Here is a 21,600-nt window from a genome sequence, read left to right on the forward strand (position 1 = left end):
ATCGGTCGGGCTTCCCTTCGGGGTTCCGGCGAACCGTGACGGGCCCGGGGGCGTCCCAGAATCCGATGGAGTGGCCCGGTGGGGCCCGGCGCATGCCGGTCGGGAAGTGGGGGAGGCGCGTTGCATGGACGACCACCGATCCCGCTCGCTGCCGGAGCTGACAGGTGATGTCACGTGCGCGGAGGCGAGGGAGAAAGCTCGGCGCGTTCTCGACCGCCTGGAACGCGACCACCTGGAACCCGCACTCCTCCCGGAGCGGCGGGAGGACGTGCTGACCGTGGTGAGTGAACTGATCGCCAATGCCCGACGCCACGCCGGCGGGGTCACGCACTTCGACATCCGCGTTCAACGCGGAGCCCTGGTCGTGGAGGTGTCCGACCGGTCACCCGACGGCCCGCTGACCCGCCCCTGGGAGCCGGGTCGGCCGGGAGGCTTCGGCTGGCGTCTGGTCGAGCAGCTCGCCGACCGCGCGCACGTCCACTTCCACGACGACATGAAGACCGTCAACGCCGTCTTCTTCACCGGGTCCGGCGCACCCCCGCTACCTCCCGCGGGTACGCCCTGACGCTCAGACCGCCCCGGCGTCGTCGTCGCGCACGTCGAAGAGTGGCAGTGCGCCGGTCATCTCCAGCAGGCGGCGCAGTTGGCTCGGCAGCGGCCCGGCCAGCGTCAGAGGCCCGCTGTTGTTCACCCTGATCAGGACATTGAGGAAGGAGGAATCGGCGAACGCGACCTGGGAGACGTCGACCACCAGGACCCGAGGGTCACCTGTATCCCGGACACAGGCCTCCGCCAGCTGCCCGACCGAGTCCATGTCGAACTCCCCGGAACAGACGACCTCCCTCGTCTCGCCCGTATCCGGGCGGACCCTCACCTTCGGCTTCTTCATAGGTGTTCCTCCAGCACTGCGGGGCGGCCGCAGCGACTTTCCCACGGCGACCGTACGGGCTCCCACCACGAAGTGACGCCTTCACCTCCGAGGTGGGAAGGAACAGAGAACACCATGACCCGACACCCCCGGCCGCCCACTGCTCATGACCTAGGTGCCGCGCTGGTCGTGGGTGTCCTGGCGGAGTTGTTCGGTGTGCCGGGTGAGGGTGTCGATGCGTTCGGCGAGACCGGCGTCCTCGGGCCGCAGGTGGGCCCGTGTGGCGGTCAGGGGGTGCACGAGGCGGGCGGCGTCGTTGTCGGCGAGTGCCAGGTTCAGCTCGTCGACAGCGTCCTCGGCGGTGGCGGGCAGGTCGGTGAGGGCCGTGATCTGTCCGGCGAGGCGGCGTAGTTCCGCGGCGTTGTCGCGGGCCCAGGCGGTGACGGTGCGATCGGCGGCGCGACTGTCGCGGGTGGCCTGGACACGTTCCTCGCCGGTACTCCCGGCCGCCCCGGGGCGCAGTCGCAGATAGCGACGCTCCGCGGCCTGCCGGCTGGCGACCCCGAGCGGGCCGGCGAGGTCGGCCCAGCTCGCGCCCTGTCGACGGGCGGTTTCGATCAGTCCGCTCTCCCAGCCGGCGAGCTGTTCGCGGATCTCGCGCAGCATCAGCAGTGCGGCCAGGGCCGGGTGCGGGCCGGCGTCGGCGGCGGGTGGCTCCGCTGTGATCGGCGTCCGGGCCGAGGGCCGCTGGGCGTCCTTCACGGACTGGTTGATGGCTTCCAACGCTGCGGCGGCGGCGAGGAAGGGGACCGGTGCGGCCTGTGCGGCCGGGTCGGCGGCTTCGTTCATGGGACTCTCCGTCGTCCTGTCATCCTCCAGATGACGTCTTGCTTGTCATCGTTTCGATGACATGTTACAACGGAGGCACGTTGAAGCGCATTGGCAGTTTCTGCCTGAACCAACTGGAGGTGTTTCGCGATGTTGATGCGCACCGACCCGTTCCGCGAGATGGACCGGATCGTCCAGCAGCTGTCGGGTACGTCGGGGACCTGGTCGAAGCCGTCCGTGATGCCGATGGACGCCTACCGTGACGGCGACGAGTACGTGATCGCCTTCGACCTCCCCGGCGTGAGTACCGAGGCGATCGAGATCGACGTCGAGCGGAACATGCTCACCGTGAAGGCGGAGCGCCGCCCGGTCGCCAAGGCCGACTCCGTGAAGATGGAGCTCTCCGAGCGGCCCCTGGGCGTCTTCTCCCGCCAGATCATGCTGGCCGACACCCTGGACACCGAGCGCATCCAGGCCGATTACGACGCGGGTGTCCTGACCCTGCGCATCCCGATCGCCGAGCGCGCCAAGCCCCGCAAGGTCAGCATCGGGGCCGGATCCGGCCGCAAGCAGATCTCCGGCTGAACCACCCCCCCAGCCGGTCGCGGAGGGCGGGAGGGCCGATCCCCCCTCCGGCACCCGCCCTCCGCACACCCCTTGACCTCTCCACCCCTTCTCGGAGGTGCTGCGATGTCGCTCCGCAGGGAGTCGTTCCTGGCCCACGTCCAGGAACGCGGCGCGTACGAGACCGTCGAAGAGGCCGACCGCGTCGCCCGTGTCGTCCTGGCCCTGCTCGGCGCCCATCTGGTCGGCGGTGTACGGGCCGAACTCGCCGCCCGACTCCCCGAGACCTACGCCCTGATCCTCCTCAACCCGCTCCAGGCGGCCGAACCGCTCACTCCGCAACGGTTCGTCCGTGCGACGGCGGCCTGGATCGAGGGCGCCACCGAGAAGACGGCCCTGTGGGACATCGGCGCGGTCCTGTCCACGGCGGCCGCCGCCGCGGGCGACGTCCTCACCCGCGAGGTCATCGTCCAGCTCCCACCCGGCTACGACCTCCTCTTCGGCCACCCCCAGCCCACCTGACCCTGACCCTGACCGGGCCGAACAACCTGAGACCTTGACGAGAAAGGTGACCGCAGCACCATGTACGACCAGCCTCGACCCGACCGGTCCGCCCCCGTCACCACGTTCGACCAGATGCTGGAACGCGTCCGCTACGAGGGCGCCCACCCCACCCGCGAACGCGCGGAAGAAGCCGTCCGCACCGTCCTCGGCGCACTCGGCCGCCAGGTCACAGGCGACGAACGGGTCGCCCTCGCCCAGTGCTTGCCCGTCGAGGCCGCTCTCATCCTCACCGCCCAGATCCCCGCCACCGAGAAGCTCACGGGCTGGGGCTTCGTCAAGGATCTGGCAGATCGAACGGGAGCGAGCCCGGCCGTAGCCCGCTGGGACGTCGGCGCGGTTCTCGCCGCCGTCACCCGCCTTGCCGGCCCCGACCTCCTCGACCGCATCCTGCTGCAACTCCCCGACGGCTACGCGCTTCTCTTCGGCCAGGCGCAACTGCGGCGGCCACAGCCCGTCGCCGCCTGAGCGGAGCCCGCGCGTGCGGGCATGGCACAGGGCCGGGGCCGCTGTACGCGGTCCCGGCCCCCATGCTCGCGAGGTCAGTGCTTGAAGGCGTCCTTGGCCTTCTCCTTGGCCTCGCGGGCATCGCCCTTGGCCTGCTCCGCGCGCCCCTCGGCGGTCATGCGCTCATTGCCCGTCAGGCGGCCAGCGGTCTCCTTGAGCTTGCCCTTGGCCTGCTCGCCCTTCGCCTCGGCCTTCTGCTCACCAGACACAGCTGATCACTCCCTGCTCAATGGAAAAGGTGTACACAGCCGCGTATGACCGCTCGAACCTGACCTAAACGGCCCGAGGACCGAGCAACCCTCCCGCACACCGCCGCAGTGCAGGGCATGGCGATCGCGAGCCCCCATCCGGACCGGGAGGTCCCGGGGTGTCAGGACACCATGGAGGCATCGTCGACCTCGGTCAGCCTGACCGTGTAGAGACCGCTGCGTTCGCTCTTGACGTCCGTCACCTTGAGCTGAGTGCCCGGGGTGAGGATGTACTCCTCCTCGCCCGTGAACGCGGAGAACCTCTTGATCCCGACCGCCTTGGCGGGGGTCACCTCGAAGAGCGTGCGCCTGCCGCGGCTGCCCAGGAAGGACCGCGCCACGTGCAGCTGGGAGGTGCACGAGGAGACGCCCCACCAGGTGACCGTGCGGCCCACCGGGTACTGGGCCCGCAGGTCCAGGGACACGCCGCGCCACAGCGGCTGCGTGTGCGCGGGCAGCCCCGCGACCGCCGAGAACAGCAGCCGCAGGTAGGGGAGGTAGGGCGTGACCTTGGTGCGGTCCGGGGAGCGCAGGACGGCGTTGATCTCGCGGTAGAAGGCGGACTCGCAGGTGTAGAGGTGGAGCGCCGCGATCGCGTCGGCGGACAGGCCGGCGGACGTCTCGTCCGCCCGCCGCTTGCCGAAGTCGCGTGAGCGGTCGATGTGTCCGGTGAGCCCGGCCAGCGTCCGGGCGACGGGTGCGACGGCTTCCTGGAAGTCCATCAGCGGGGTGTCGAACACGCCGGTGATCGCGGGGAGGACCAGGCCCTCGTCCTTGACGCTGGTGAGCCGCTCCAGGTACAGCTGGTGGAGGTTCATCGTCGACTCGATGAAGGCGCCCATGCGTGCCGCGACCCCTCCGTCCGAGCCGGCCGCCCCCTGATCCCACCCCTTGCTCGGCAGCCAGTCGATCGGGTCGGCGCCCACCGACGCGAGGGCCTCGTTCACCAGGGCGAAGTGGTCGCCCTCGCAGAAGATGTCGCCCTGCGCCGCCGGGTTCGCGTGGTCGATGTGCCGGACCTCGACGTCCGGATACTTCTCCTGGAGTCGCAGGACGACCCGCTTGAGATTACGGGCGTGCGCCCCCCACCAGGCGAAGACGATCCCGCGGTCCTCCTCGTCGGCGTCCTGCTTGGCCTTGAGGATCTCCTCGACGATCCGCTCGGCGACGGGCCGCCAGAACGCCGTGTGCTGGTCGGCACCCATCGCTCCGTCACCGCTGGCGGTGAGTGAGGCGTTCAGCAGCAGCACGCCCTGCGTGAGCATCGCCTGGAACCACTCCGGCGGCTGGACGGTGTCCCGCTCCTTCAACAGCGCGCGGACCTCGGCGATGGGCGTCTTCTTGGCGATGTCGTACTTCCACATCGCCGCCGCCTTGATGAGGCAGCGGATGCTGACGACCCGGCCGAACTGGCTGTCCTTCCAGTCGCTGAAGGTGTTGTCGAACATGGCTATGCCGGTCGCGCTCTCCGGCCGGGGGTAGGGGTTCTGGCCGAAGGCGACGACCTTCCACTTGTGCGGCGGGTTGGGCTTGAGCGCCTGGAACGTCAGCTCGCGCACCGGGACGACCTCGGGGCTGCGGCCCTTCCCGATGAACCGTGGGGCGTCCGGCAGCGCCTCGATGACCGGCTTCAGGAGCGGCAGCCAGGGTTCGCCGCCGCCGTCGAAGAGTTCGGTGAGAGCCAGGGGGTCGTTCGCGTCGGTCATGGGGGAGGAGCTCTCGTTCGTCGTGGTCGAGGTGGTCGAGGTGGTCGAGGTGGTCGAGGTGGTCGAGGAAGGAAGGTGGCCGACGGGATGGTCGGCGGGGTGGCCGGCGGGGACGGGCTCGACGGGCTTCGGCGGCACGATGCGTACCCGCTCCTCGACGGGGGCGTTCTCGATGCCGTTCAGCTGCGCGATGATCGTGGCGCGCAACTCGTCGTCGTCCTGGAACCAGTGGTCGTGGAAGAGGGTGTAGCCGGTCCACATGAGGTTGGCGCACACCCGGGCAGGGACCTGGCCGGTCTGCGCGCCCATCCCGACCAGGGCCACGGAGCGGATGCTGCCGGGCGCCCGCCGGTTCTGCCGGTGAACGGCCTGGAACGCGGCGGCGCAGGCCAGGGCCACGTTCAGGGTGGCGCTGACGTTCTGCGAGGACTGCACCATGGTCGGCGTCGATATCAGGTACCGGGGGACGGCCGCGCCCGACGGGACGCAGACCGCGCTGCCCACCGGGAGGACTCCGGTGAACCGGTCACGGATCGCGCGCTGTACCCGTACCTGGATGCCGGAACCCAGGTGGCGCTTGATGGCGGCGTCGACGCCGCCGTCCATCCGGCCCCGGGAGTTCGTGGGGGTGACCCAGGCGTCGACGTCCTCGTCGAGGATCGAGCCGCGGCGGATCTCGATGCCGGGGGTGTCCGCGAACGCTGCCCGCCACGCCTGCACCACGTGCTCGTTCACATCGGTCAGCACCACCCTCAGCGGGGGCTGGACACTGTTCTCGGTCATCGTGCACTCCTGTCGGGAAACGGCCCCTTGCAACACTCCGAACGTAGCCGTCGCCACTGACAACGGCGTTCGTCCGCAGCGATGGTGAGCGCCCGTCACAGCTGCGCGAACGGCATGGCGCCGGGCTGCGGCGGTCCGCGCGGGCGGTGCCACGTGTGTCGCGGCGGGTGTGTCCGGAGTCCGCGCGCAAGCTGGGACGTGTCCGCCGCCGGGCAGGACGCGAGGGCGGCGCCGGCATCGTGCCGCGGGGCGGCGCGGCCGTGCGGGCAGCGCTCCGTGGCCGTGGCCGTTGCCGCGGCCGCATGTCCGGCCGGTTCGCGGGAACCCGGCAGGGCAAGAGGGCGTTCGAGAAGGAGGAACAGGGAACCATGGCATCCGACTCGTCACCGGTGCCCGTGCCGGGCACCACGGGCACCGTCACCACGGCCGTGCCGGCCCGCCTCGACCGCCTGCCGTGGTCCCGGTGGCACTGGATGATCGTGATCGGCCTCGGCACCGTCTGGATCCTCGACGGCCTCGAAGTCACCATCGTCGGCAACGTCGCCGGCCGCCTCGCCGAGGAAGGCAGCGGCCTCGACATCACCGCCGCCCAGGTCACCGGCGTCGCCGCCGCGCTCTACGTGGCAGGTGCCTGCTCCGGGGCGCTCTTCTTCGGCTGGTTGACGGACCGCTACGGCCGCAAGAGGCTGTTCATGGTGACCCTGGTCGTCTACCTGGGCGCGACCGCGATGACCGCGCTGTCCTTCGAGTCCTGGTGGTTCTTCCTCTTCCGCTTCCTCACCGGCTTCGGCATCGGCGGCGAGTACGCGGCCATCAACTCGGCGATCGACGAGCTGATCCCCTCCCTCTACCGGGGCCGCGTCGACCTCATCATCAACGGCAGTTACTGGCTGGGCGCGATCGGCGGCGCCCTGCTGTCCGTCGTGATGCTGGACACCGACATCTTCCCCAAGGACCTCGGCTGGCGGCTCAGTTTCGCGCTCGGTGTCGTACTCGGCCTGGTCGTCCTGCTGGTCCGCCGGCACGTTCCGGAGAGTCCACGCTGGCAGTTCATCCACGGCAGGTCGGAGGAAGCCGAGGAACTCGTGACGTCGGTGGAGCAGCGGATCGAGCGGGAGAAGGGCGAACGTCTCCCGCCGCCCGCCGGTGAGATCACCGTCCACCAGCGCAAGAGCATCGGCTTCGGTCTGATCGCCACAACGGTCTTCGGCCGCTACCCGCGCCGCGCGTTCCTCGGCCTGTCGCTCTTCATCGGCCAGGCGTTCCTCTACAACGCCATCACCTTCGGCTTCGGTACCATCCTCACGACGTTCTTCGATGTGCCGACGGGCAACACCGGCTACTACTTCGCCGTCATCGCGGCGGGCAACTTCCTCGGACCGCTGCTGCTCGGCAAGCTGTTCGACACGCTCGGGCGCCGGATCATGATCTCCTCCACCTACCTGCTCTCGGGCATGCTCCTGTTCGGCACGGCATGGCTGTTCGACCGGGGTTCACTGACGGCGACGACCATGACGGCCTGCTGGTGCGTGGTGTTGTTCTTCGCGTCGGCGGGAGCCTCCAGCGCGTACCTGACCGTCTCGGAGGTCTTTCCCATGGAGACCCGCGCGATGGCCATCGCCTTCTTCTACGCCCTCGGCACCGCGGCCGGCGGCATCAGCGGCCCGCTGATCTTCGCCGACCTCACCGCGTCGGGCGTGGTCGGCGACACGGCGCTCGCCTTCCGGATCGGCGCCGCACTGATGTGCGCCGCCGGAATCGTGGCGGTGTTCCTGGCGGTCAAGGCCGAGCGCCGCTCGCTGGAGGACATCGCCGAGCCGCTGTCGGTGACGAAGGCGGCCCCGGCCGACTCGCGGTGACCGTCTCCTCGGCGCAGGACGTTCCGCGGTTCGTGGCGGGACCGTACGCCGCGGTCGGGCCCGTTCCCCGTGCGACGACTGCCTTGCTGTCGCTCACGGCACGGCTATGGCTTCGTAGAGCACGTCGGTTCTGAGGACCGTTTTCGTACCCTCGAGAATCGGGGCCGAGTCGTGAAGCGTCCGATGCCAGAAGAGGAGCGCATCGCCCGGTTCGGGGCGGTGGGCGCTCACTATCTCCTCAGGCTCCGCGAGCCGGGGCCAGTCCGAGAAGTCGCGTTGCGCGAAGGGAAGGTCGTTCTGCTCGTCGGCGATGAACCGCGTTTCTCCGCCCACTGCCTCGTACGACAGGTAGACGACGACCGTCAGGTGAGTCCGCGTTCCGTCGGGGGCGAAATAGGGCGAATCGTAGTGCGGGACAAGGAAGCCGCCGTGTTCGTACGTGATGAAGCGCATGCGCGGATTGACGGACGCCGGCTTCCAGGTCCTTCCGTCCGAATCCGTCGGATCGTCCGGTCCTACTTCGGAGGACAGAAACGTCCGCAGCCTGCGGTAGAACTCCGTCGCCAGGACCTCGGACTCGGCCGTGGCGCGGAGGGAGCCGACCGGATCTCCCTCCGCGTAGTTGGCGGCAACGCCGTCCAGACCCACCGGCACGAAGCGCTGGGCAGCGAGTTCGGCCGCGAATGCCTCCACTTCGGCCGGAGTGAGGAAATGGCGAATCACCCTGGCGTCGACGTATGGGATCTCCGACTCGGTCGGGGCCCATGAGTCGTCGGCGGATATTCGGCTCAGCATCGCTTCGGAGAGGGCGAAGGGATTCACCGGCTTTTCGAACATGCTCAATCTTTCGTCCTGAGGGGAAGGCTCCTGGCGGCGCTTCTTCGCGCCGGCACGGCTCCGGGCTCGCGCTTGACGTCACGCCCGTGCGCGCGGCGGCGGATCGAGGCCCCTGGAGCCGATGCCCGTAGGGGCGGGAACCGCTGAGCGATTATCGTCACGATGACGATATCAGGCTGGGGTGAACCCGCAAAGCAAGCAGGACGCCCCTCGTTGCCGCAGGTGGATGGGCGTCGTCGGCCGTGGCGTGTTCACCGGCAGGTGGTCAACGGTGTGCCGCGGCGGATGCGGACCGGGGCTCCGTGGCATGACCCTGCCCGAGCGGTATGGGCTGCGGCAGGCGGACGATCCACGAGCGGTTCGCCCGCTGGGCGGCGGACGGCACGGGGGGCAAGGCTGTTGGCGCATGCGCAGGTCCGCGACGACGCGATGGGCCGGGTGAACCGGTTCCGGGTGCCGGTGAACCGGTTGTCCACGCCGGCACCCGGAACCGGTCAGCTGAGCAAGGCGCAGACGATCGAGCGTGCGCCGCAGCCCCGGCGCACGGCGTTGGCCGTCGCAGCCGTCAAGGCCTCAAGGTTGTTGCAGAAGGCTCGGTCTTGGGCATTTTCCCTGTATGGGTGGGGTGTTGCGGGCTGAGCCGGTGTGGGTGGAGGCGTTCACGGGTCTGCGGATGGACCGGTTCGCGACGCTGGTGAAGGTGGTCCGTGAACGGGGCGGGAACGGTCCCGGAGGCGGCCGGCCGTGGTGTCTGCCGCCGGCGGACCGGGTCCTGCTGGTGGCCGTCCACTACCGCACCGACCTCACGATGCGGCAGCTCGCCCCGCTCTTCGGGATCTCCCCGGCCACGGCATGCCGGGTCATCCAGCGCCTGCGACCCCTGCTCGCCCTCGATCCGGCGACGCGGCCCGTCGCCGACGTCGAACGCCTGTGGATCGTGGACGGCACCCTTGTCCCGGTCCGCGACCGAAAGGTTGCCGCTGAAGAACTGGAAGATCCCTCTGCGACTGCCGACAGAAAGGAGACGGACTTCACCGCGCCGTCCAGGCCGTCGCCACCATGCACAACCTCGCCATGACGCGGTGAAACAGGAGGTCATGCACCACTTCGACCTGCCCGAACCAGACCTTCTGCAACAACCTTCAAGGGATGTCCCGTAACTGGGCGGCCCTTGCTGATCCCCGGATCGGTCCGTGTCAGTGGCGGGTGACAGGATCGAGGGGTGCTGATCAAGGGATATGGCGCCGGCCCGCTGGTGCCGGGCGAGTCACTGCTGTTCCACCCGGGTTTCTGGTCGAACTACCTCTTGGCGATGTGTAGCGACGGGGGGTGTGCCGAGCGCCCCGTTCCGGAGTGGTTCGGTGAGGACGGCGCCGATGCCGATGCACTGTCCGAGGTCCTCTTCGATCCTGAACGCTGGCCGGTGTTCAGGGTGCCGGCACAAGACGGCCCCGGAGCCGTGGTGATCTACCGCAACCTGGAGGGCGACTACGGCACCGACTACCTCCTCACTCCTCCAGGCAGAAGCTCCGTCGAACAGATCGCCAGCTGGGACGGAGACTTCTCGGGTAGCGGGTTGACATGGCACGAACTGATCCGAATCGCTGACAGCCCGTCCCTGGCGGCCGAAGGCGTTCAGAACACGGCCACCCGCTTCCTGCTACTACTTCCCCTCCTCACCGACCCGGACGTGCCGGAAACAGCGGCGGCAAGCCTTATCGCAGCCCTGACCGCAGTCGGCGCGCCGCAAGACGCTGCCTCCATCGCGGCGGAGCACCTGCTGGCCCACCTCACGCGGAGATCCCGACACGACCCCACGTGGGCGTCACCGCTGAGCGGTAGCTGAGAGGGGGCCGCGCCGCCAGTCACCCATGGAACAGGGATCACTGATCGGACAGACACATCCGATCAACTGACCAACCCATCCAGGAGACACGCGCTAGGTCAGCCGCCGGAGGAGGCACGCTTCTTGACGACCTCGAACGGGGTGTCGCCCGTGTACTGGTTCTCTCCCGCGGGGAGGCAGTTCTCCTCCCGAACGGTGCCGGCCCCGTCGCAGTGCTCGAAGGCCATCCTGAAGAACACCGTGGTCGTGTGCGTACCGGGCCTGAGGCCGGGCAGCGCGGGTGACGCAAAGTTGGCGAAGGGCAGCCCCTCCTCGATCGTCGCCAGGCGCAGAACCTCGGGGCCGAAGGAGTAGCTCCGTTCCTGCGGGGTGCCGATGTCCTGGGTGATGCGGACGCCGAGGAACTTCAGGAGGAAGTCGTCGAAGGGATTCGGCAGCGAGGGTGTGTACCCCGCCGGATAAACGGCGGTGGCCGCGCCGGCGGCCGTGCCCCAGCTAGGGAAGGCCCGTACCCACGGCTTCCACGCCACCGCGACGCGGCAATCGGGCGGGCCGATGATCTGCTCCCTGATCGACAGCAGCGCATTGATGTCGACCCCCTCCGGGGAGAGGCAGTGATTCCCCCCGTTGGAGGGGGTTGGTGTCGTCACCCCTTGTGCCGCGGTCTCCTCCCAGCCCTTGTCCGCGTGGGCCGTGCCGCCGCCCAGGGTCGTCAGTACGGTCGTCAGAGCGGCGCAGGTCAGGGCCGTTCGGCCGAGGAGGATCTCACCCGAACCACCCGCTGATCACGACTCGATACGCGCCCTGGTGCCCGGACGCCGCGCAGGAGGACGAGCCGGAAGAAGGGTGAGCGGCGCTGTTCAGCTGCCGCAGGCGCAGCCCGAAGCCGCCGGCACGACCGCGATGCTCTCCTCCTGGCCGGAGCAGCAGGCGTCGCCGCCGGCGACGGGGCCCTTGCCCAGCTGGTCGGCGTCGGCCTTGACGACGTAGACCTCCCACGGCTCCTTGCCGGGGCCTGTGACCCACACCTTGTCCTGGAGGGCGTAGCAGCAGGAGGTGTCGTTCTCCTCGAACGTCGCCAGCCCGGCGTCCTGTAGCCGGGTGGTGGCGGCGTGGACCTGCTCGGTGGTGGCGACCTCGACGCCGAGGTGGTCCAGGCGGGTGTCCTCGCCGGCCTCGCCCTCGATGAGGACGAGCTTGAGCGGGGGCTCGGTGATGGCGAAGTTGGCGTAGCCCTCGCGGCGCTTGGCCGGCTCGGCGCCGAACAGCTTGGAGTAGAAGGCGATCGAGGCTTCGAGGTCGGCGACGCGCAGGGCGAGCTGGACACGGGACATGGCGGTCTCCCAACGATTTGTATCGATGTCTGTCGATACAGTCGACCTTGTCACCGGATTAGATGACTGTCAACATAGAGAAATGTCGAAACAAGCTGGTCTGCCGGTGCTCGGACAGGGCGACGAAGCGGCGTGCTGCGCGCCGATGATCCGCGAACCGCTGGATGAAGAGGCCGCGGCGGAGCTGTCGCGGATGTTCAAGGCGCTCTCGGACCCGATCCGGCTACGCCTGCTGTCCCTGATCGCCTCCCACGAGGGCGGCGAGGCGTGCGTGTGCGACCTCATCGGCCCCTTCGACGTCTCCCAGCCGACGATCTCCCACCACCTGAAGGTGCTGCGCGAGGCCGGACTGGTCGGCTCCGAGCGGCGCGGGACCTGGGTGTACTACTGGGTGCTCCCCGAGGCCCTGGCCAAACTGTCCGCCCTGCTGGAGATCCCCGCCGTTTCCGCGAAGGCCCCGGCGTGAGCGTGCCGGCGCCGCTGGTGCGGCGGGCGGCGGTCGAGGGGCTGGGGACGGCCGCGTTGGTCGCGGTGGTGGTCGGCTCCGGGATCCAGGCCACCGAACTGACCCGCGACGTCGGGACGCAGCTGCTGGCCAACTCCCTGGCCACCGTCTTCGGGCTCGGCGTGCTCATCGCCTTCCTGGGCCCGGTGTCCGGGGCGCACTTCAACCCCGCGGTCACCCTGGCCGCCTGGTTCACCGGCTGCCGCACCGGTGACGGCCCCGACCTGCGTGAGGTTGCCGCGTACATACCTGCCCAGGTTGTCGGCGCGATCGGCGGGGCGGTGCTGGCCGACGCGATGTTCGGCAAGCCGTTGGTGGCCTTCTCCACGCACGAGCGGTGGGCCGGGCACCTGTGGCTGGCCGAGGTCGTGGCCACCGCAGGGCTGGTCTGGCTCATCTTCGGCCTGACCCGCGCGAGCCGCGCGCACCTGGCGCCGCTGCTGGTCGCCGCCTACATCGGGACGGCGTACTGGTTCACCTCCTCCACCTCCTTCGCCAACCCGGCCGTCACGATCGGCCGGGCGTTCACCGACACCTTCGCCGGCATCGCCCCCACCTCCGTGCTGCCCTTCCTCGCCGCCCAGCTGATCGGTGCCGCCGCCGGTCTCTGCCTGGTCGTCGTCTGCTTCGGCCGCCCGGCCGTCGCGCGTCCCAGATGGCCGCCGCTTTCCTCACCCACCTCGGCGGCAACCGCGTCCAGGTCCGCTCGGCCGGATCCGCCCCCGCCGCCACGGTGAACACGGCTGTCGTGGAGGCCCTGGCCGAGGTCGGCATCGACATCTCGGCCGAGACGCCCAAGGTCCTCACCGCGGAGGCCGTGCAGGCGTCCGACGTGGTGATCACCATGGGCTGCGGCGACGCCTGCCCCTACTTCCCCGGCCAGCGGTACCTGGACTGGCAGCTGGAGGATCCGGCCGGTCAGGGCGTCGCGGCAGTCCGGCCGATCCGTGACGAAATCGAGCGGCGCATCCGCGGCCTGCTCTCCGAACTCGACATCGAGCCTGCGGCGTGACGGGCACCGGCACCGGCGTGCGCATCGCACAGCTGCGGCCGGAGCACGCCGAGCAGGTCCTGGCGATCTACCAACTCGGCATCGACGAGGGCAACGCCACCTTCGAGGCCGCCGCCCCGACTTGGGAAGCATTCGACAGCGCCAAGCTGCCCGCCCACCGCTTGGTCGCCCTGCACGAGGACGGCCAGGTGCTGGGCTGGGCCGCCGTGGTACCGGTCTCCGACCGGTGCGCGTACGCCGGCGTCGTCGAGCACTCCGTCTAGGTCCACCCCGACGCCCGCGGCCGCAGGGTGGGCCTGGCCCTGTTGACCGCCCTGCTCGCCTCCACCGACGCCGCCGGCATCTGGACGGTGCAGTCCGGCATCTTCCCGGAGAACACCGCCGGCCTCGCCCTGCACCAGCGCGCCGGGTTCCGTGTCATCGGCACCCGCGAACGTATCGGACGCCACCACGACGCCTGGCGCGACGTCGTCCTCGTCGAGCGCCGCAGCCCCAGCGTGAACTGAGCGTGACGGCCACCACGGAGGGTCATTCTCAAAAATGACCAGTTGCGAGAGTTCTGCGAACACCCCGGAGCCGCTCACGAATCCGCAGGTCGCCGTTCTCAGAACCCTCTCAAGACCCACGTGTTGTGCGAGACGGTTCTGACGGACTGCGCGGGTGGATCAGGTCCACCTCGCCGCCGACGCCCGGGGCCGCCCCCTGTCCGTCGTGCTCACGCCCGGCCATGTCGACGACGCCACCGCGTCCGTGCGGCGTCGGGGTATCGCCGTCACGATCCCCGACGCCGCGACCGAGCGGCCGGACACTGCCTGGTGCTGTGGCCGGGAAGGTTCACCGGGTCGCGACGCCCGGCACGACCCGACGGACAGGCCGCCTCTTCCCCCGCCGCATCGGCGGGGCGACGCTCCCATGCCCGCCACCGGACGACGCGAGTTCGACCGGCGATCCGGAAGAGAGGACCTACCGGCCGGCGGTGGGGTCGGGCAACGGCTTGCCCTCGCACGAGGCATCCTCGGTCGGCATCCGGCCGTCGACGAGGAAGCCCTCGACGTACGCGTCCACGCAGGGGTTGTGCGACTGGTAGACGCCGTGGTCGCCGCCGCCGACGGTGATCAGCCGGGATCCGCCCGTCCCCCGGTGGGCCCGCAGCGCGCCCTCGTAGTGAGTGGCCGGGTCGTGGAGCGAGTTGAGCATCATGATCGGCGGCAGCCCCCGCCCGGTGACCTGCACCCGGGGCGCCCGGGAACGCGGCCAGGCGGCGCAGACCGAGGCGAAGGTCAGCTCACGGGCCCCGGCCATCGGGTACGCGGCGCCGTCGGCCGCGCTCCGGCGGACCCAGTAGGCGCTGTCGTGGTTCCACGGGGTGTCCTGGCAGATGACGGAGAAGAAGTCCGCCGCGAACTGCGCCCCCAGCGGGTGCTTCAGCTTCTCGGCCAGGGCTTTGCGGGTGGCCGACGGAGCCGTCTCCGGGTGCTCCAGGACACCGAGCAGCATCGCAAGGTCGGGGAAGCGGTCGCCGCTGTAGATGAGGGAGGTTGCGGCGGCGTCGAGGTGGTTGGGGGTGACCGTCGTCCCCTCCAGGTCCAGCGGGTGCTCGCCCAGCGCGCGCCGCACCCGCTCGTACGAGGCCTTGGCCTCCTCGGCGGTACGGCCCCGGTGGTACGTCGCGTCGTTCGCGGCGAGCCACGGCAGGAAGTCCTGTTCGAACCGGCGCTGGAAGCTCATCGGCTGGCCCGTCAGGAACTCCTGCCAACTGCCCGTGAAACCGATGTTGCTGTCGAGCACCACCCGGTCGACCCGGCGCGGGAACTCGGTCGCGTAGTAGGCGCCGAGGAAGGTGGCGTACGAGGGGCCGTAGTAGGACACCTTCGACGCGCCGAGCAGCGCCCGGAACAGGTCCATGTCGTGCACGGCCTGGTCGGTGGTGACGTACGGGAGCAGGTCGCCGGACCGCCGCTCACAGTCCCGTACGAAGTTCCGCGCCCGCGCCACGGTGGCGTCCACGGCCCGGCGCGAGTGGTCGCGCAGGTCGCCGCTGGTGAACAGGGCGTCCACCGTGTCCTGGTCGGAGCAGACCACTCGCGTGGAGGCCCCGACCCCGCGCTGGTCGAAGCCGACGATGTCGTACGCGGCCGCCAGCTCGGGCGAGTACGCCGCCAGTCCCGCCGGCCGGCCCAGCCCCGAGGCACCCGGCCCGCCGGCCGCCATCATCAGCACGCCCCGCCGCGCGGCGGGGTCCGCGGCCCGGTGCCGGGACACCGCGACGGTCAGGTCCGCCCCCGTGCCCGGGCGGTACCAGTCGCGCGGCACCGTCATGTCGGCGCATTCCAGCGCACCGGACTGGCAGGGCCGCCAGTCGAGGCGCTGCTGCGCGTACCGCGCCGGCACGGCCGGCGCGCCGTCCTTCGCGCCGGCGGCGCTCGCCGGCGACGCGGGTAGGGCGGCGAGGGCGAGCAGTCCGCACGCGGCGGCCGTGGCCCACCGCGCGGGCTTCTTGAAGAGGTGCATGTGGCTGGTTCCCCCGGTCGGAGCGGTTCGGTTACACCCCGATCCTCGGAGAACCCGGCTCACCGGACGATCCCCCCTCTGCCCGTATCCGGGGTGGTGCAAGCATCACCCCGCCCCGGCCAGGCCGCCTCGACCCCGTCGAGGCCGGCACCGTGCTGCGAGCCGGCGCGTGGGCGGCCGGAGCACTCTGCGCCCGCCCGACCCCGCTTCGACTCCCCGAACGGGTTCGCCTCGCCGCTCGAGCAGTTCGAGTCCGGAGCGGTCAGGGTGTCACCGGTGTGCCGGACTCCAGCCGGGAGGCCTCGATCTCGGCCCACACGGCCTTCCTGGTCCCGTACGTGTGGGTGCCCCAGCGATCGGACAGACGCTCCACGATGTGGAGGCCGCGGCCGCCCGGGATGCCGGGCTTCGGCGCCGGGTGGCGGACGGGCAGGACCGTAGTGCCGTCATGGACCTCGATGCGCAGGCCCGTTTCGGTGGCGGCCACGACGAGCTCGTGACAGCCGTCCGCGTGCAGCGACGCGTTGGTCAGGAGTTCGGACGCGACGAGGAGGGTGTCCTCGGAGGTCTCGGTGTCGTCCCAGCCCCAGTCCTGGAGCGCTCGGCGCGTGAACGTTCGGCCCTTGGCCACGTGCCCGGGAACGCCCGCGAGGGCCAGCCGACGGCGCTGCCGCCCAGCGGGACGGTCAGCGCTCGATGGACGGTCAGCCTCTGGTTCCCTGGTTTCCACTGCGATGCCGCCCCCGTGTTCGCCCCTGGCCTCTGCTACCGGCCCCGGGCCACGGCCGCCGCCCGGGGCACGATCGTAAGCCGCATGCGGCGCGGGAAGGCCGAGCACGGTCGTGACAGGGTGGGGGATCCTCTGTCGCGGGGTGATGCCCTGGAGTTCCGCAGCATGGAGCTGCTTGCGGAGGTGAGGGAGCCGAGCCGATCGCACAGCGAATGGTCCGATCTCGGTCCCCGTCGCCGGGTTCCTCGGTGGAGGCGTCATTGATCGCTCCTACGCCGTCAGCATGCCGGCACGCAGCCGGGTGAGAGTACGGGACAGGAGGCGGGAGACCTGCATCTGGGAGATGCCCAGTTCGGCGCCGATCTCGGCCTGGGTCTTGTCCTCGCCGAAGCGCATCTGCAGGATGCGCCGATCCCGTTCGTCCAGATGCTCCACCAGAGGCGCGAGGGTGTGCAGGTCCTCGAAGAGTTCCATGGCGGGGTCGACGTCGCCCACGAGCTCCGCCAGCGGCCGGCCGCCCCGGCTGGTGGGAGACGCTACGTCGCTCTCCCCGGCGGCGGTGTCGAGGGAACCGCTGGTGTACCCGTTCGCGGCGACCAGGCCGTCGACGACCTGCTCCTCGGTCAGCTCGAGATGCGCGGCGACCTCCTTGACGGTCGGGGCCCGGCCCAGGACATCGGTCAGCGACTCCTGGGCCTTGGCCAGCTCCGAACGCAGTTCCTGCAGCCGGCGCGGCACGTGCACGGCCCAGGTGGTGTCACGGAAGTGGCGCTTGATCTCACCGACGATGTAGGGGAGGGCCAAGGTGGAGAATTCGACCTCGCGTTCCAGGTCGTAGCGGTCGATGGCCTTGATGAGGCCGATGGTCCCCACCTGGATGATGTCGTCCATGTCGAGGCCGCCGCCCAGCACGCGGGCGCGGAAGCGCCGCGCGGCGAACTGCACGAGGGAGAGGTTCATCTCGATCAGGGTGTTGCGCGTGTACTGGTACTCACGCGTGCCCTCCTCCAGCGAGCGCAGCTCCCGGAAGAAGACACGTGACAGCTCACGTGCGTCGCTCGGCGCCATCTCACGGGGGTTCTCCACCCCGGCCTGCTTCAGGTCCCGCGCCGACCACTCCTGAGTACCCGTAGCCTGCGCGTCTCTTGCCTGATCGACGCCGATCACGGTGGTCGTGTGGGACATGACGACCGCTCCCTCCCGGTTGACTGACGCTGTCCCCGCCCCTCCTGCCCCGGCTTCGCGGTTCTATTCACCCTCCGGGTCGACCGCTGCCCGGCGCCTCAGGCGGCCGGTCCGAAGTCTCCGAGCGGTCCGGCCTCGGCCTCGGCCTCGGCCTCGGCCGCGGGTGCGGGTGCGGAGCAGGCCGGCTCGAGCCCGGTCCCGGTCCCGGCAGAACTCGGCGAGTCTGCCGGGGCGAGCCGCGACACGGCGGTTCCCGTGCAGCCGTCGGGTCGTAAGGTCTTGCCCCGACGACTGCACGCCTGCACGACTGAAACGACGGAACAGAACGTCGCGGTCAGGAGGAGCTCAGGTCAGCGGACCTCGGTGACCCGGTGCTCCTTGAGCGCACCACAGTTGGAGTTGTACACCTGCACGTGCACGTTGCTGATGCCCCCGCCCCAGTCGACGCAGTGGCCCTTGCCGTACACGTAGGCCGGGCCCGCGTACGACGTGTACCGGCCGTAGTCCTCGCCCCGCTCAGAGGTTGCGTTGACTTCGATCCAGAGGGCCATGTCCACGGCCGCACCCGGGTTGTTGCGGATGGTCGCGACGCAGTTCTTGCCGTTCGAAGCGTTGTACGTCAGGTAGACGGTGCCCAGCGAGCCGATGGCGGCCGAGTTCACGGTCTTGTAGGCGCTTCCGCAGACCTTCTGCGGCGTGGTGTTGGGCGCGGCGGTGGCGGGCGCCGCCAGCGCGGTCGTGGCCGCCAGGGCCAGGGCGGCGAATGCGGTGGTGGTAAGGACGGAACGGGTGATTTTCATGTTTCCCCCAGGTCGCCATGGGAGTTGGTCGCTCCCGCATGCTGTGACGTGCGCGACGGCGGAACGGTTGCACCTCGTCCGCACACGAGGCGGCCGCCCCGCCGGACGGGTACCGCCACGACGCTCCCGCATCGGGGAAGGCCGAACCGGAGAGCTTTTGCTTCGGCCGCCCCTTGATCTTGATGTCGGTTCTACGCTGATGGTGTGGCGGGCAGGGGGGACCGTTCAGGTCCGGAGACTCGGAGCGTGATGCGGTGGTCGCTGACCCTGCATGTTGCTGTTGTGCTGCTGGTGTCCGCCTTCGCCGCCGGCGTCGTCGCGGTGGTGCTCTGGCTGCTCCTGGGTAGGCCTCTGCTGCCTGTAGCCGGAGCGCTCAAGCCAGGAGAGGTCTACGACGGCATCAAGATCGCACTGGCGACCGTCGCCGGAGCCGGCGGTGTGGTCGCTCTGGTGGTCGCCTACCGGCGCCAGCACCTCAACGAGGTGAGTGAGGAGCGCGAGCACGGGAAGTACTTCGCCGATCGGTTCGGGGCCGCAGCGGATCAGCTCGGAGCGGATCGACCAGCGGTCCGGATGGCGGGTGCGTACGCCATGGCCCGACTCGCCGATGAGTGGCTTCAGGAGCGTCAGACGTGTATCGACGTGCTGTGCGGCTACCTCAGGATGCCCCATGTGCCCGATCCTCCGGCCGACGAGCCGGGCTTGACCACCTGGCAACGCGAACGTGAGATACGAAAAACCGTCCTGCGGCTCATCGGCACCCATCTGCGAGACGACTCTCCCGAATCCTGGCAGGGGTACGACCTCGACTTCACCGGCGCCGTGCTCGACGAGGCGGACTTCCGCGGCGCCCGCTTCACCGGCGGCGACATCATCTTCATCAAGACGCTCTTCGTCGGCCACGACCGCAACCAAGTGATATTCGACGAGGTCGAATTCGCCGACGGGAGTTACGTCTACTTCCGCCTCGCCGAGTTCCGCAGCGGAACCGTCCGCTTCGACCGGGCTGTGTTCAGCGGCGGCTGGGTCACCTTCGACTCCACCCGATTCACCGGGGCCCGTGTGAACTTCCGTGATGCCGCCTTCAGCGCCGGAGAGGTCCGCTTCGAGGACGCGGAGTTCTCCGACGGTCTCGTCGACTTCGCCGGCTCCGCCTTCACCGGAACCAGCGTGAGCTTCGGTGAGCACCGCTTGGAGAGCCTCCACGTCACCGCCCCGCCGGCCCGCTTCACCGGCGGCACGGTCGATCTGTCCCGTACCGCGACATTCACACACCCCCCGCGGTTCGGCCTGCACACCGCGCCCGAAGGACTCCTGCTGCCACCCGGTACGCACATGTCCCACCTGCCCTGAGAGCGCATGCCCGTCATCGTCGGGTCGAGGGGCATCGAGAGCATTCATCCGGGTGGCCACGCGGCCGATCACGCGGCTGGTGAGTGACTCGTCCGGTATGGCTGCGCCCCCTGTGGGAGGCCGCGCTTCGTCCTCACTCGGTGGGTTGCTGCCGAAGTAGCGGGCTGTGTCCCTGTCGACGACCCAGCAGGCCGGCGAGACCTCGACCTGTCCGGGTGCCGTGTGCCGTGAGACACGCTCGGACGTGGGCTCACGGCCACGTGCCGTGGGCGCCTCGCCCGGCCCCTCTACTCCCAGCTCAGCACGTCGTCCTTCACGACAGGGGTACGGCGTTGTATCGGCGCGTCGCCCCCTTCGAGGGCGTGAGTCAGCTCCTTGAAGTAAGCGCCCAGGGACGGCCAGATACCGGGACTCGCACCCTCACCGAAGAAACTGCCGACGCTGCCGAACGCGGCGCCTTCGCGAAGGTCGACGAACTCGACGCTCCACGCGTCGTGGTTGGCCGCGAACGGGAACCACTGAGGATGCCACCACGTCCCCAGCACGTCCTCGCCGTCGATCATCGCCGTCAGACGCCGACCCACCGCCCTCGCGTCCATCAGCGGGAGGAGTCTGCGCTCCGACGGCAGAAACCACCCTGCCTCGGAGGCCTCGGCGCCGTCATGGGCCTGATAGAGATGTACGAGATCCGGCGCCGGTCTCACGCCCAGCTCCCTGCAGGCCTCCTCGAGTACCGGCCTCGGGGCGGGCGGCCGCAGCGCGGCCAGACTCCGCGGCGCCAGAACACTCAGATGATCGGTGAACGAGGACAACTCGGCGCTGAAGGAATCCACTCGGTCTCCTCGCGCGGAAGCATGCGTCACCTGTGCTGCCATCGTAGGGCCGAGGCTCGGCAGCTGGACGATCGATTCCAAGAGATGACCGCCGAGGGCGTGGCGTGGCGGTGGCCGAAGCCACCGCGAGATGGTCAGGCGGTGGGCTGCCGGCCCTGGTCGCAGAGGGGCGGCGGGCGGTCAGGCGTCAGGGTCGACTTCGGGGTGCGTGAACCGTACGGGCTTGCGCAGCGACCGGGCGTAGGCGATTTCGGCTCGGGTGCTGTCTCCGATGTAGTTGCCGACCACGAGCACCTCATCGGCGAGCCGGATCTTCGCCCGGTGCAGCTCGTCGAGCCGAGCCTTCAGCCCCGCGCCCTCGACAGGATCGGCCCAGAGTGCGTGCGGCGACTTCATGTCACAGCCCGGTTTGACGACGATCCGCCCGGCTGCGGTCTCCCGCAGATCGGCTTCGTTCATCTCGGCCATGAAGCGGGTGGAGCCGCAGATCGCGACGATGGGCGGGAGGCTCAACAGCTCCTTCGCGTCGGCGAGCTTCTCCTCGGGGGTGAGCAGTCGCAGGTCTGACACTGGTTCCTCCTGGTGGTGCGGTCCGAGGGGGCCATCGGGCGGTGGGTGGTCGCTCGCTCATGCTGCCGCCTTCCTTTCGTGGTTCCGACCGCATGGTCGACCTCCACGACTCCAGGCACTCTGAGCGGCACAGCCGTCACTGAACGTGCGTGATCCGTAG

At 69.8% G+C, this 21,600-nt stretch carries 23 protein-coding genes and 3 pseudogenes; 13 read left to right on the forward strand and 13 right to left on the reverse strand.

The window, feature by feature from the left end:
• Positions 1 to 124: 124 nt before the first annotated feature.
• Entirely contained in the window at positions 125 to 565 is a 441-nt protein-coding gene (locus ACGFYY_RS15530) for an ATP-binding protein (protein ID WP_393709636.1), read from the forward strand.
• Positions 566 to 568: 3 nt separating this feature from the next.
• Here the strand turns inward: ACGFYY_RS15530 and ACGFYY_RS15535 are convergent, their stop codons facing one another.
• Together ACGFYY_RS15535 and ACGFYY_RS15540 are read right to left on the reverse strand one after the other, a co-directional pair.
• Positions 569 to 889: an STAS domain-containing protein gene (locus tag ACGFYY_RS15535; RefSeq protein ID WP_393709638.1), complete on the reverse strand. Its 321-nt coding sequence runs from the start codon at positions 887 to 889 to the stop codon at positions 569 to 571.
• Between the two features lie 150 nt (positions 890 to 1,039).
• Entirely contained in the window at positions 1,040 to 1,717 is a 678-nt protein-coding gene (locus tag ACGFYY_RS15540; protein WP_393709640.1) for an HSP18 transcriptional regulator, read from the reverse strand.
• A 129-nt stretch (positions 1,718 to 1,846) separates the two neighbouring features.
• Between ACGFYY_RS15540 and ACGFYY_RS15545 the strand changes: the two genes are divergently transcribed.
• The 3 genes from ACGFYY_RS15545 to ACGFYY_RS15555 all read left to right on the forward strand — a co-directional run bounded on the left by ACGFYY_RS15545 (position 1,847) and on the right by ACGFYY_RS15555 (position 3,289).
• Complete coding sequence (locus ACGFYY_RS15545) at positions 1,847 to 2,281, forward strand: Hsp20/alpha crystallin family protein (RefSeq protein ID WP_365267123.1); 435 nt, start codon at positions 1,847 to 1,849, stop codon at positions 2,279 to 2,281.
• Positions 2,282 to 2,386: 105 nt separating this feature from the next.
• Complete coding sequence (locus ACGFYY_RS15550) at positions 2,387 to 2,782, forward strand: DUF2267 domain-containing protein (protein WP_393709642.1); 396 nt, start codon at positions 2,387 to 2,389, stop codon at positions 2,780 to 2,782.
• A 60-nt stretch (positions 2,783 to 2,842) separates the two neighbouring features.
• Entirely contained in the window at positions 2,843 to 3,289 is a 447-nt protein-coding gene (locus ACGFYY_RS15555; RefSeq protein WP_393709644.1) for a DUF2267 domain-containing protein, read from the forward strand.
• A gap of 74 nt (positions 3,290 to 3,363) precedes the next feature.
• On the opposite strand, the gene ACGFYY_RS15560 is transcribed toward ACGFYY_RS15555, so the two are convergent.
• Together ACGFYY_RS15560 and ACGFYY_RS15565 are read right to left on the reverse strand one after the other, a co-directional pair.
• Complete coding sequence (locus ACGFYY_RS15560; protein WP_352333707.1) at positions 3,364 to 3,537, reverse strand: CsbD family protein; 174 nt, start codon at positions 3,535 to 3,537, stop codon at positions 3,364 to 3,366.
• A gap of 161 nt (positions 3,538 to 3,698) precedes the next feature.
• Positions 3,699 to 6,065, reverse strand: coding sequence for an ADP-ribosyltransferase domain-containing protein (locus tag ACGFYY_RS15565; RefSeq protein WP_393709647.1), 2,367 nt, complete (start codon positions 6,063 to 6,065; stop codon positions 3,699 to 3,701).
• Positions 6,066 to 6,433: 368 nt separating this feature from the next.
• Here ACGFYY_RS15565 and ACGFYY_RS15570 point away from each other — a divergent pair, with 368 nt between their 5' ends.
• Complete coding sequence (locus ACGFYY_RS15570) at positions 6,434 to 7,924, forward strand: MFS transporter (protein WP_393709649.1); 1,491 nt, start codon at positions 6,434 to 6,436, stop codon at positions 7,922 to 7,924.
• A 93-nt stretch (positions 7,925 to 8,017) separates the two neighbouring features.
• Here the strand turns inward: ACGFYY_RS15570 and ACGFYY_RS15575 are convergent, their stop codons facing one another.
• The gene (locus ACGFYY_RS15575; RefSeq protein WP_393709651.1) at positions 8,018 to 8,761 is read right to left on the reverse strand and encodes a 2OG-Fe(II) oxygenase; all 744 of its coding nucleotides are present in this window, start codon (positions 8,759 to 8,761) and stop codon (positions 8,018 to 8,020) included.
• A gap of 162 nt (positions 8,762 to 8,923) precedes the next feature.
• Here ACGFYY_RS15575 and ACGFYY_RS15580 point away from each other — a divergent pair.
• The 3 genes and pseudogenes from ACGFYY_RS15580 to ACGFYY_RS15590 all read left to right on the forward strand — a co-directional run.
• Positions 8,924 to 9,202, forward strand: a pseudogene (locus ACGFYY_RS15580) (transposase); the annotation flags it as partial.
• 175 nt (positions 9,203 to 9,377) lie between these two features.
• Positions 9,378 to 9,743 (forward strand): annotated as a pseudogene (locus ACGFYY_RS15585) (transposase family protein); the annotation flags it as partial.
• A gap of 240 nt (positions 9,744 to 9,983) precedes the next feature.
• Entirely contained in the window at positions 9,984 to 10,607 is a 624-nt protein-coding gene (locus ACGFYY_RS15590; RefSeq protein ID WP_393709653.1) for a hypothetical protein, read from the forward strand.
• Between the two features lie 98 nt (positions 10,608 to 10,705).
• Here the strand turns inward: ACGFYY_RS15590 and ACGFYY_RS15595 are convergent, their stop codons facing one another.
• Complete coding sequence (locus ACGFYY_RS15595) at positions 10,706 to 11,257, reverse strand: hypothetical protein (RefSeq protein ID WP_393709655.1); 552 nt, start codon at positions 11,255 to 11,257, stop codon at positions 10,706 to 10,708.
• A gap of 210 nt (positions 11,258 to 11,467) precedes the next feature.
• Positions 11,468 to 11,941: an ArsI/CadI family heavy metal resistance metalloenzyme gene (locus ACGFYY_RS15600; RefSeq protein ID WP_393709657.1), complete on the reverse strand. Its 474-nt coding sequence runs from the start codon at positions 11,939 to 11,941 to the stop codon at positions 11,468 to 11,470.
• A gap of 82 nt (positions 11,942 to 12,023) precedes the next feature.
• On the opposite strand from ACGFYY_RS15600, the gene ACGFYY_RS15605 reads away from it, so the two are divergent.
• The 4 genes and pseudogenes from ACGFYY_RS15605 to ACGFYY_RS15620 all read left to right on the forward strand — a co-directional run bounded on the left by ACGFYY_RS15605 (position 12,024) and on the right by ACGFYY_RS15620 (position 13,964).
• Entirely contained in the window at positions 12,024 to 12,407 is a 384-nt protein-coding gene (locus ACGFYY_RS15605) for an ArsR/SmtB family transcription factor (RefSeq protein WP_393709659.1), read from the forward strand.
• Complete coding sequence (locus ACGFYY_RS15610; RefSeq protein WP_393709661.1) at positions 12,404 to 13,183, forward strand: aquaporin; 780 nt, start codon at positions 12,404 to 12,406, stop codon at positions 13,181 to 13,183. Before ACGFYY_RS15605 ends, ACGFYY_RS15610 begins: the two co-directional genes overlap by 4 nt.
• Positions 13,102 to 13,458 (forward strand): arsenate reductase ArsC, encoded by a 357-nt coding sequence (locus ACGFYY_RS15615; RefSeq protein ID WP_393709663.1) that lies wholly within the window; start codon positions 13,102 to 13,104, stop codon positions 13,456 to 13,458. The genes ACGFYY_RS15610 and ACGFYY_RS15615 overlap by 82 nt, the downstream gene beginning before the upstream one ends.
• Positions 13,455 to 13,964 (forward strand): annotated as a pseudogene (locus tag ACGFYY_RS15620) (GNAT family N-acetyltransferase). The gene ACGFYY_RS15615 and the pseudogene ACGFYY_RS15620 overlap by 4 nt, the downstream one beginning before the upstream one ends.
• A gap of 457 nt (positions 13,965 to 14,421) precedes the next feature.
• Here ACGFYY_RS15620 and ACGFYY_RS15625 read toward each other — a convergent pair.
• The 4 genes from ACGFYY_RS15625 to ACGFYY_RS15640 all read right to left on the reverse strand — a co-directional run bounded on the left by ACGFYY_RS15625 (position 14,422) and on the right by ACGFYY_RS15640 (position 18,684).
• Complete coding sequence (locus ACGFYY_RS15625; RefSeq protein WP_393709665.1) at positions 14,422 to 15,969, reverse strand: alpha/beta hydrolase; 1,548 nt, start codon at positions 15,967 to 15,969, stop codon at positions 14,422 to 14,424.
• A 262-nt stretch (positions 15,970 to 16,231) separates the two neighbouring features.
• Complete coding sequence (locus ACGFYY_RS15630; protein ID WP_393709667.1) at positions 16,232 to 16,600, reverse strand: ATP-binding protein; 369 nt, start codon at positions 16,598 to 16,600, stop codon at positions 16,232 to 16,234.
• 369 nt (positions 16,601 to 16,969) lie between these two features.
• A complete protein-coding gene (locus ACGFYY_RS15635; RefSeq protein WP_393709669.1) occupies positions 16,970 to 17,884 on the reverse strand; it encodes a SigB/SigF/SigG family RNA polymerase sigma factor in 915 nt (304 codons plus the stop codon).
• Positions 17,885 to 18,234: 350 nt separating this feature from the next.
• Positions 18,235 to 18,684: a spore-associated protein gene (locus ACGFYY_RS15640; protein ID WP_365267135.1), complete on the reverse strand. Its 450-nt coding sequence runs from the start codon at positions 18,682 to 18,684 to the stop codon at positions 18,235 to 18,237.
• A 249-nt stretch (positions 18,685 to 18,933) separates the two neighbouring features.
• Here ACGFYY_RS15640 and ACGFYY_RS15645 point away from each other — a divergent pair, with 249 nt between their 5' ends.
• Positions 18,934 to 20,037: a pentapeptide repeat-containing protein gene (locus ACGFYY_RS15645; protein ID WP_393709959.1), complete on the forward strand. Its 1,104-nt coding sequence runs from the start codon at positions 18,934 to 18,936 to the stop codon at positions 20,035 to 20,037.
• A gap of 287 nt (positions 20,038 to 20,324) precedes the next feature.
• Here the strand turns inward: ACGFYY_RS15645 and ACGFYY_RS15650 are convergent, their stop codons facing one another.
• Positions 20,325 to 20,870: a hypothetical protein gene (locus ACGFYY_RS15650; RefSeq protein WP_393709672.1), complete on the reverse strand. Its 546-nt coding sequence runs from the start codon at positions 20,868 to 20,870 to the stop codon at positions 20,325 to 20,327.
• Positions 20,871 to 21,050: 180 nt separating this feature from the next.
• The gene (locus tag ACGFYY_RS15655) at positions 21,051 to 21,440 is read right to left on the reverse strand and encodes a hypothetical protein (RefSeq protein ID WP_393709674.1); all 390 of its coding nucleotides are present in this window, start codon (positions 21,438 to 21,440) and stop codon (positions 21,051 to 21,053) included.
• Positions 21,441 to 21,600 lie beyond the last annotated feature (160 nt).

Origin of the sequence: Streptomyces sp. NPDC048331 (assembly GCF_043201215.1) — a bacterium.
Classification (GTDB): Bacteria; Actinomycetota; Actinomycetes; order Streptomycetales; family Streptomycetaceae; genus Streptomyces.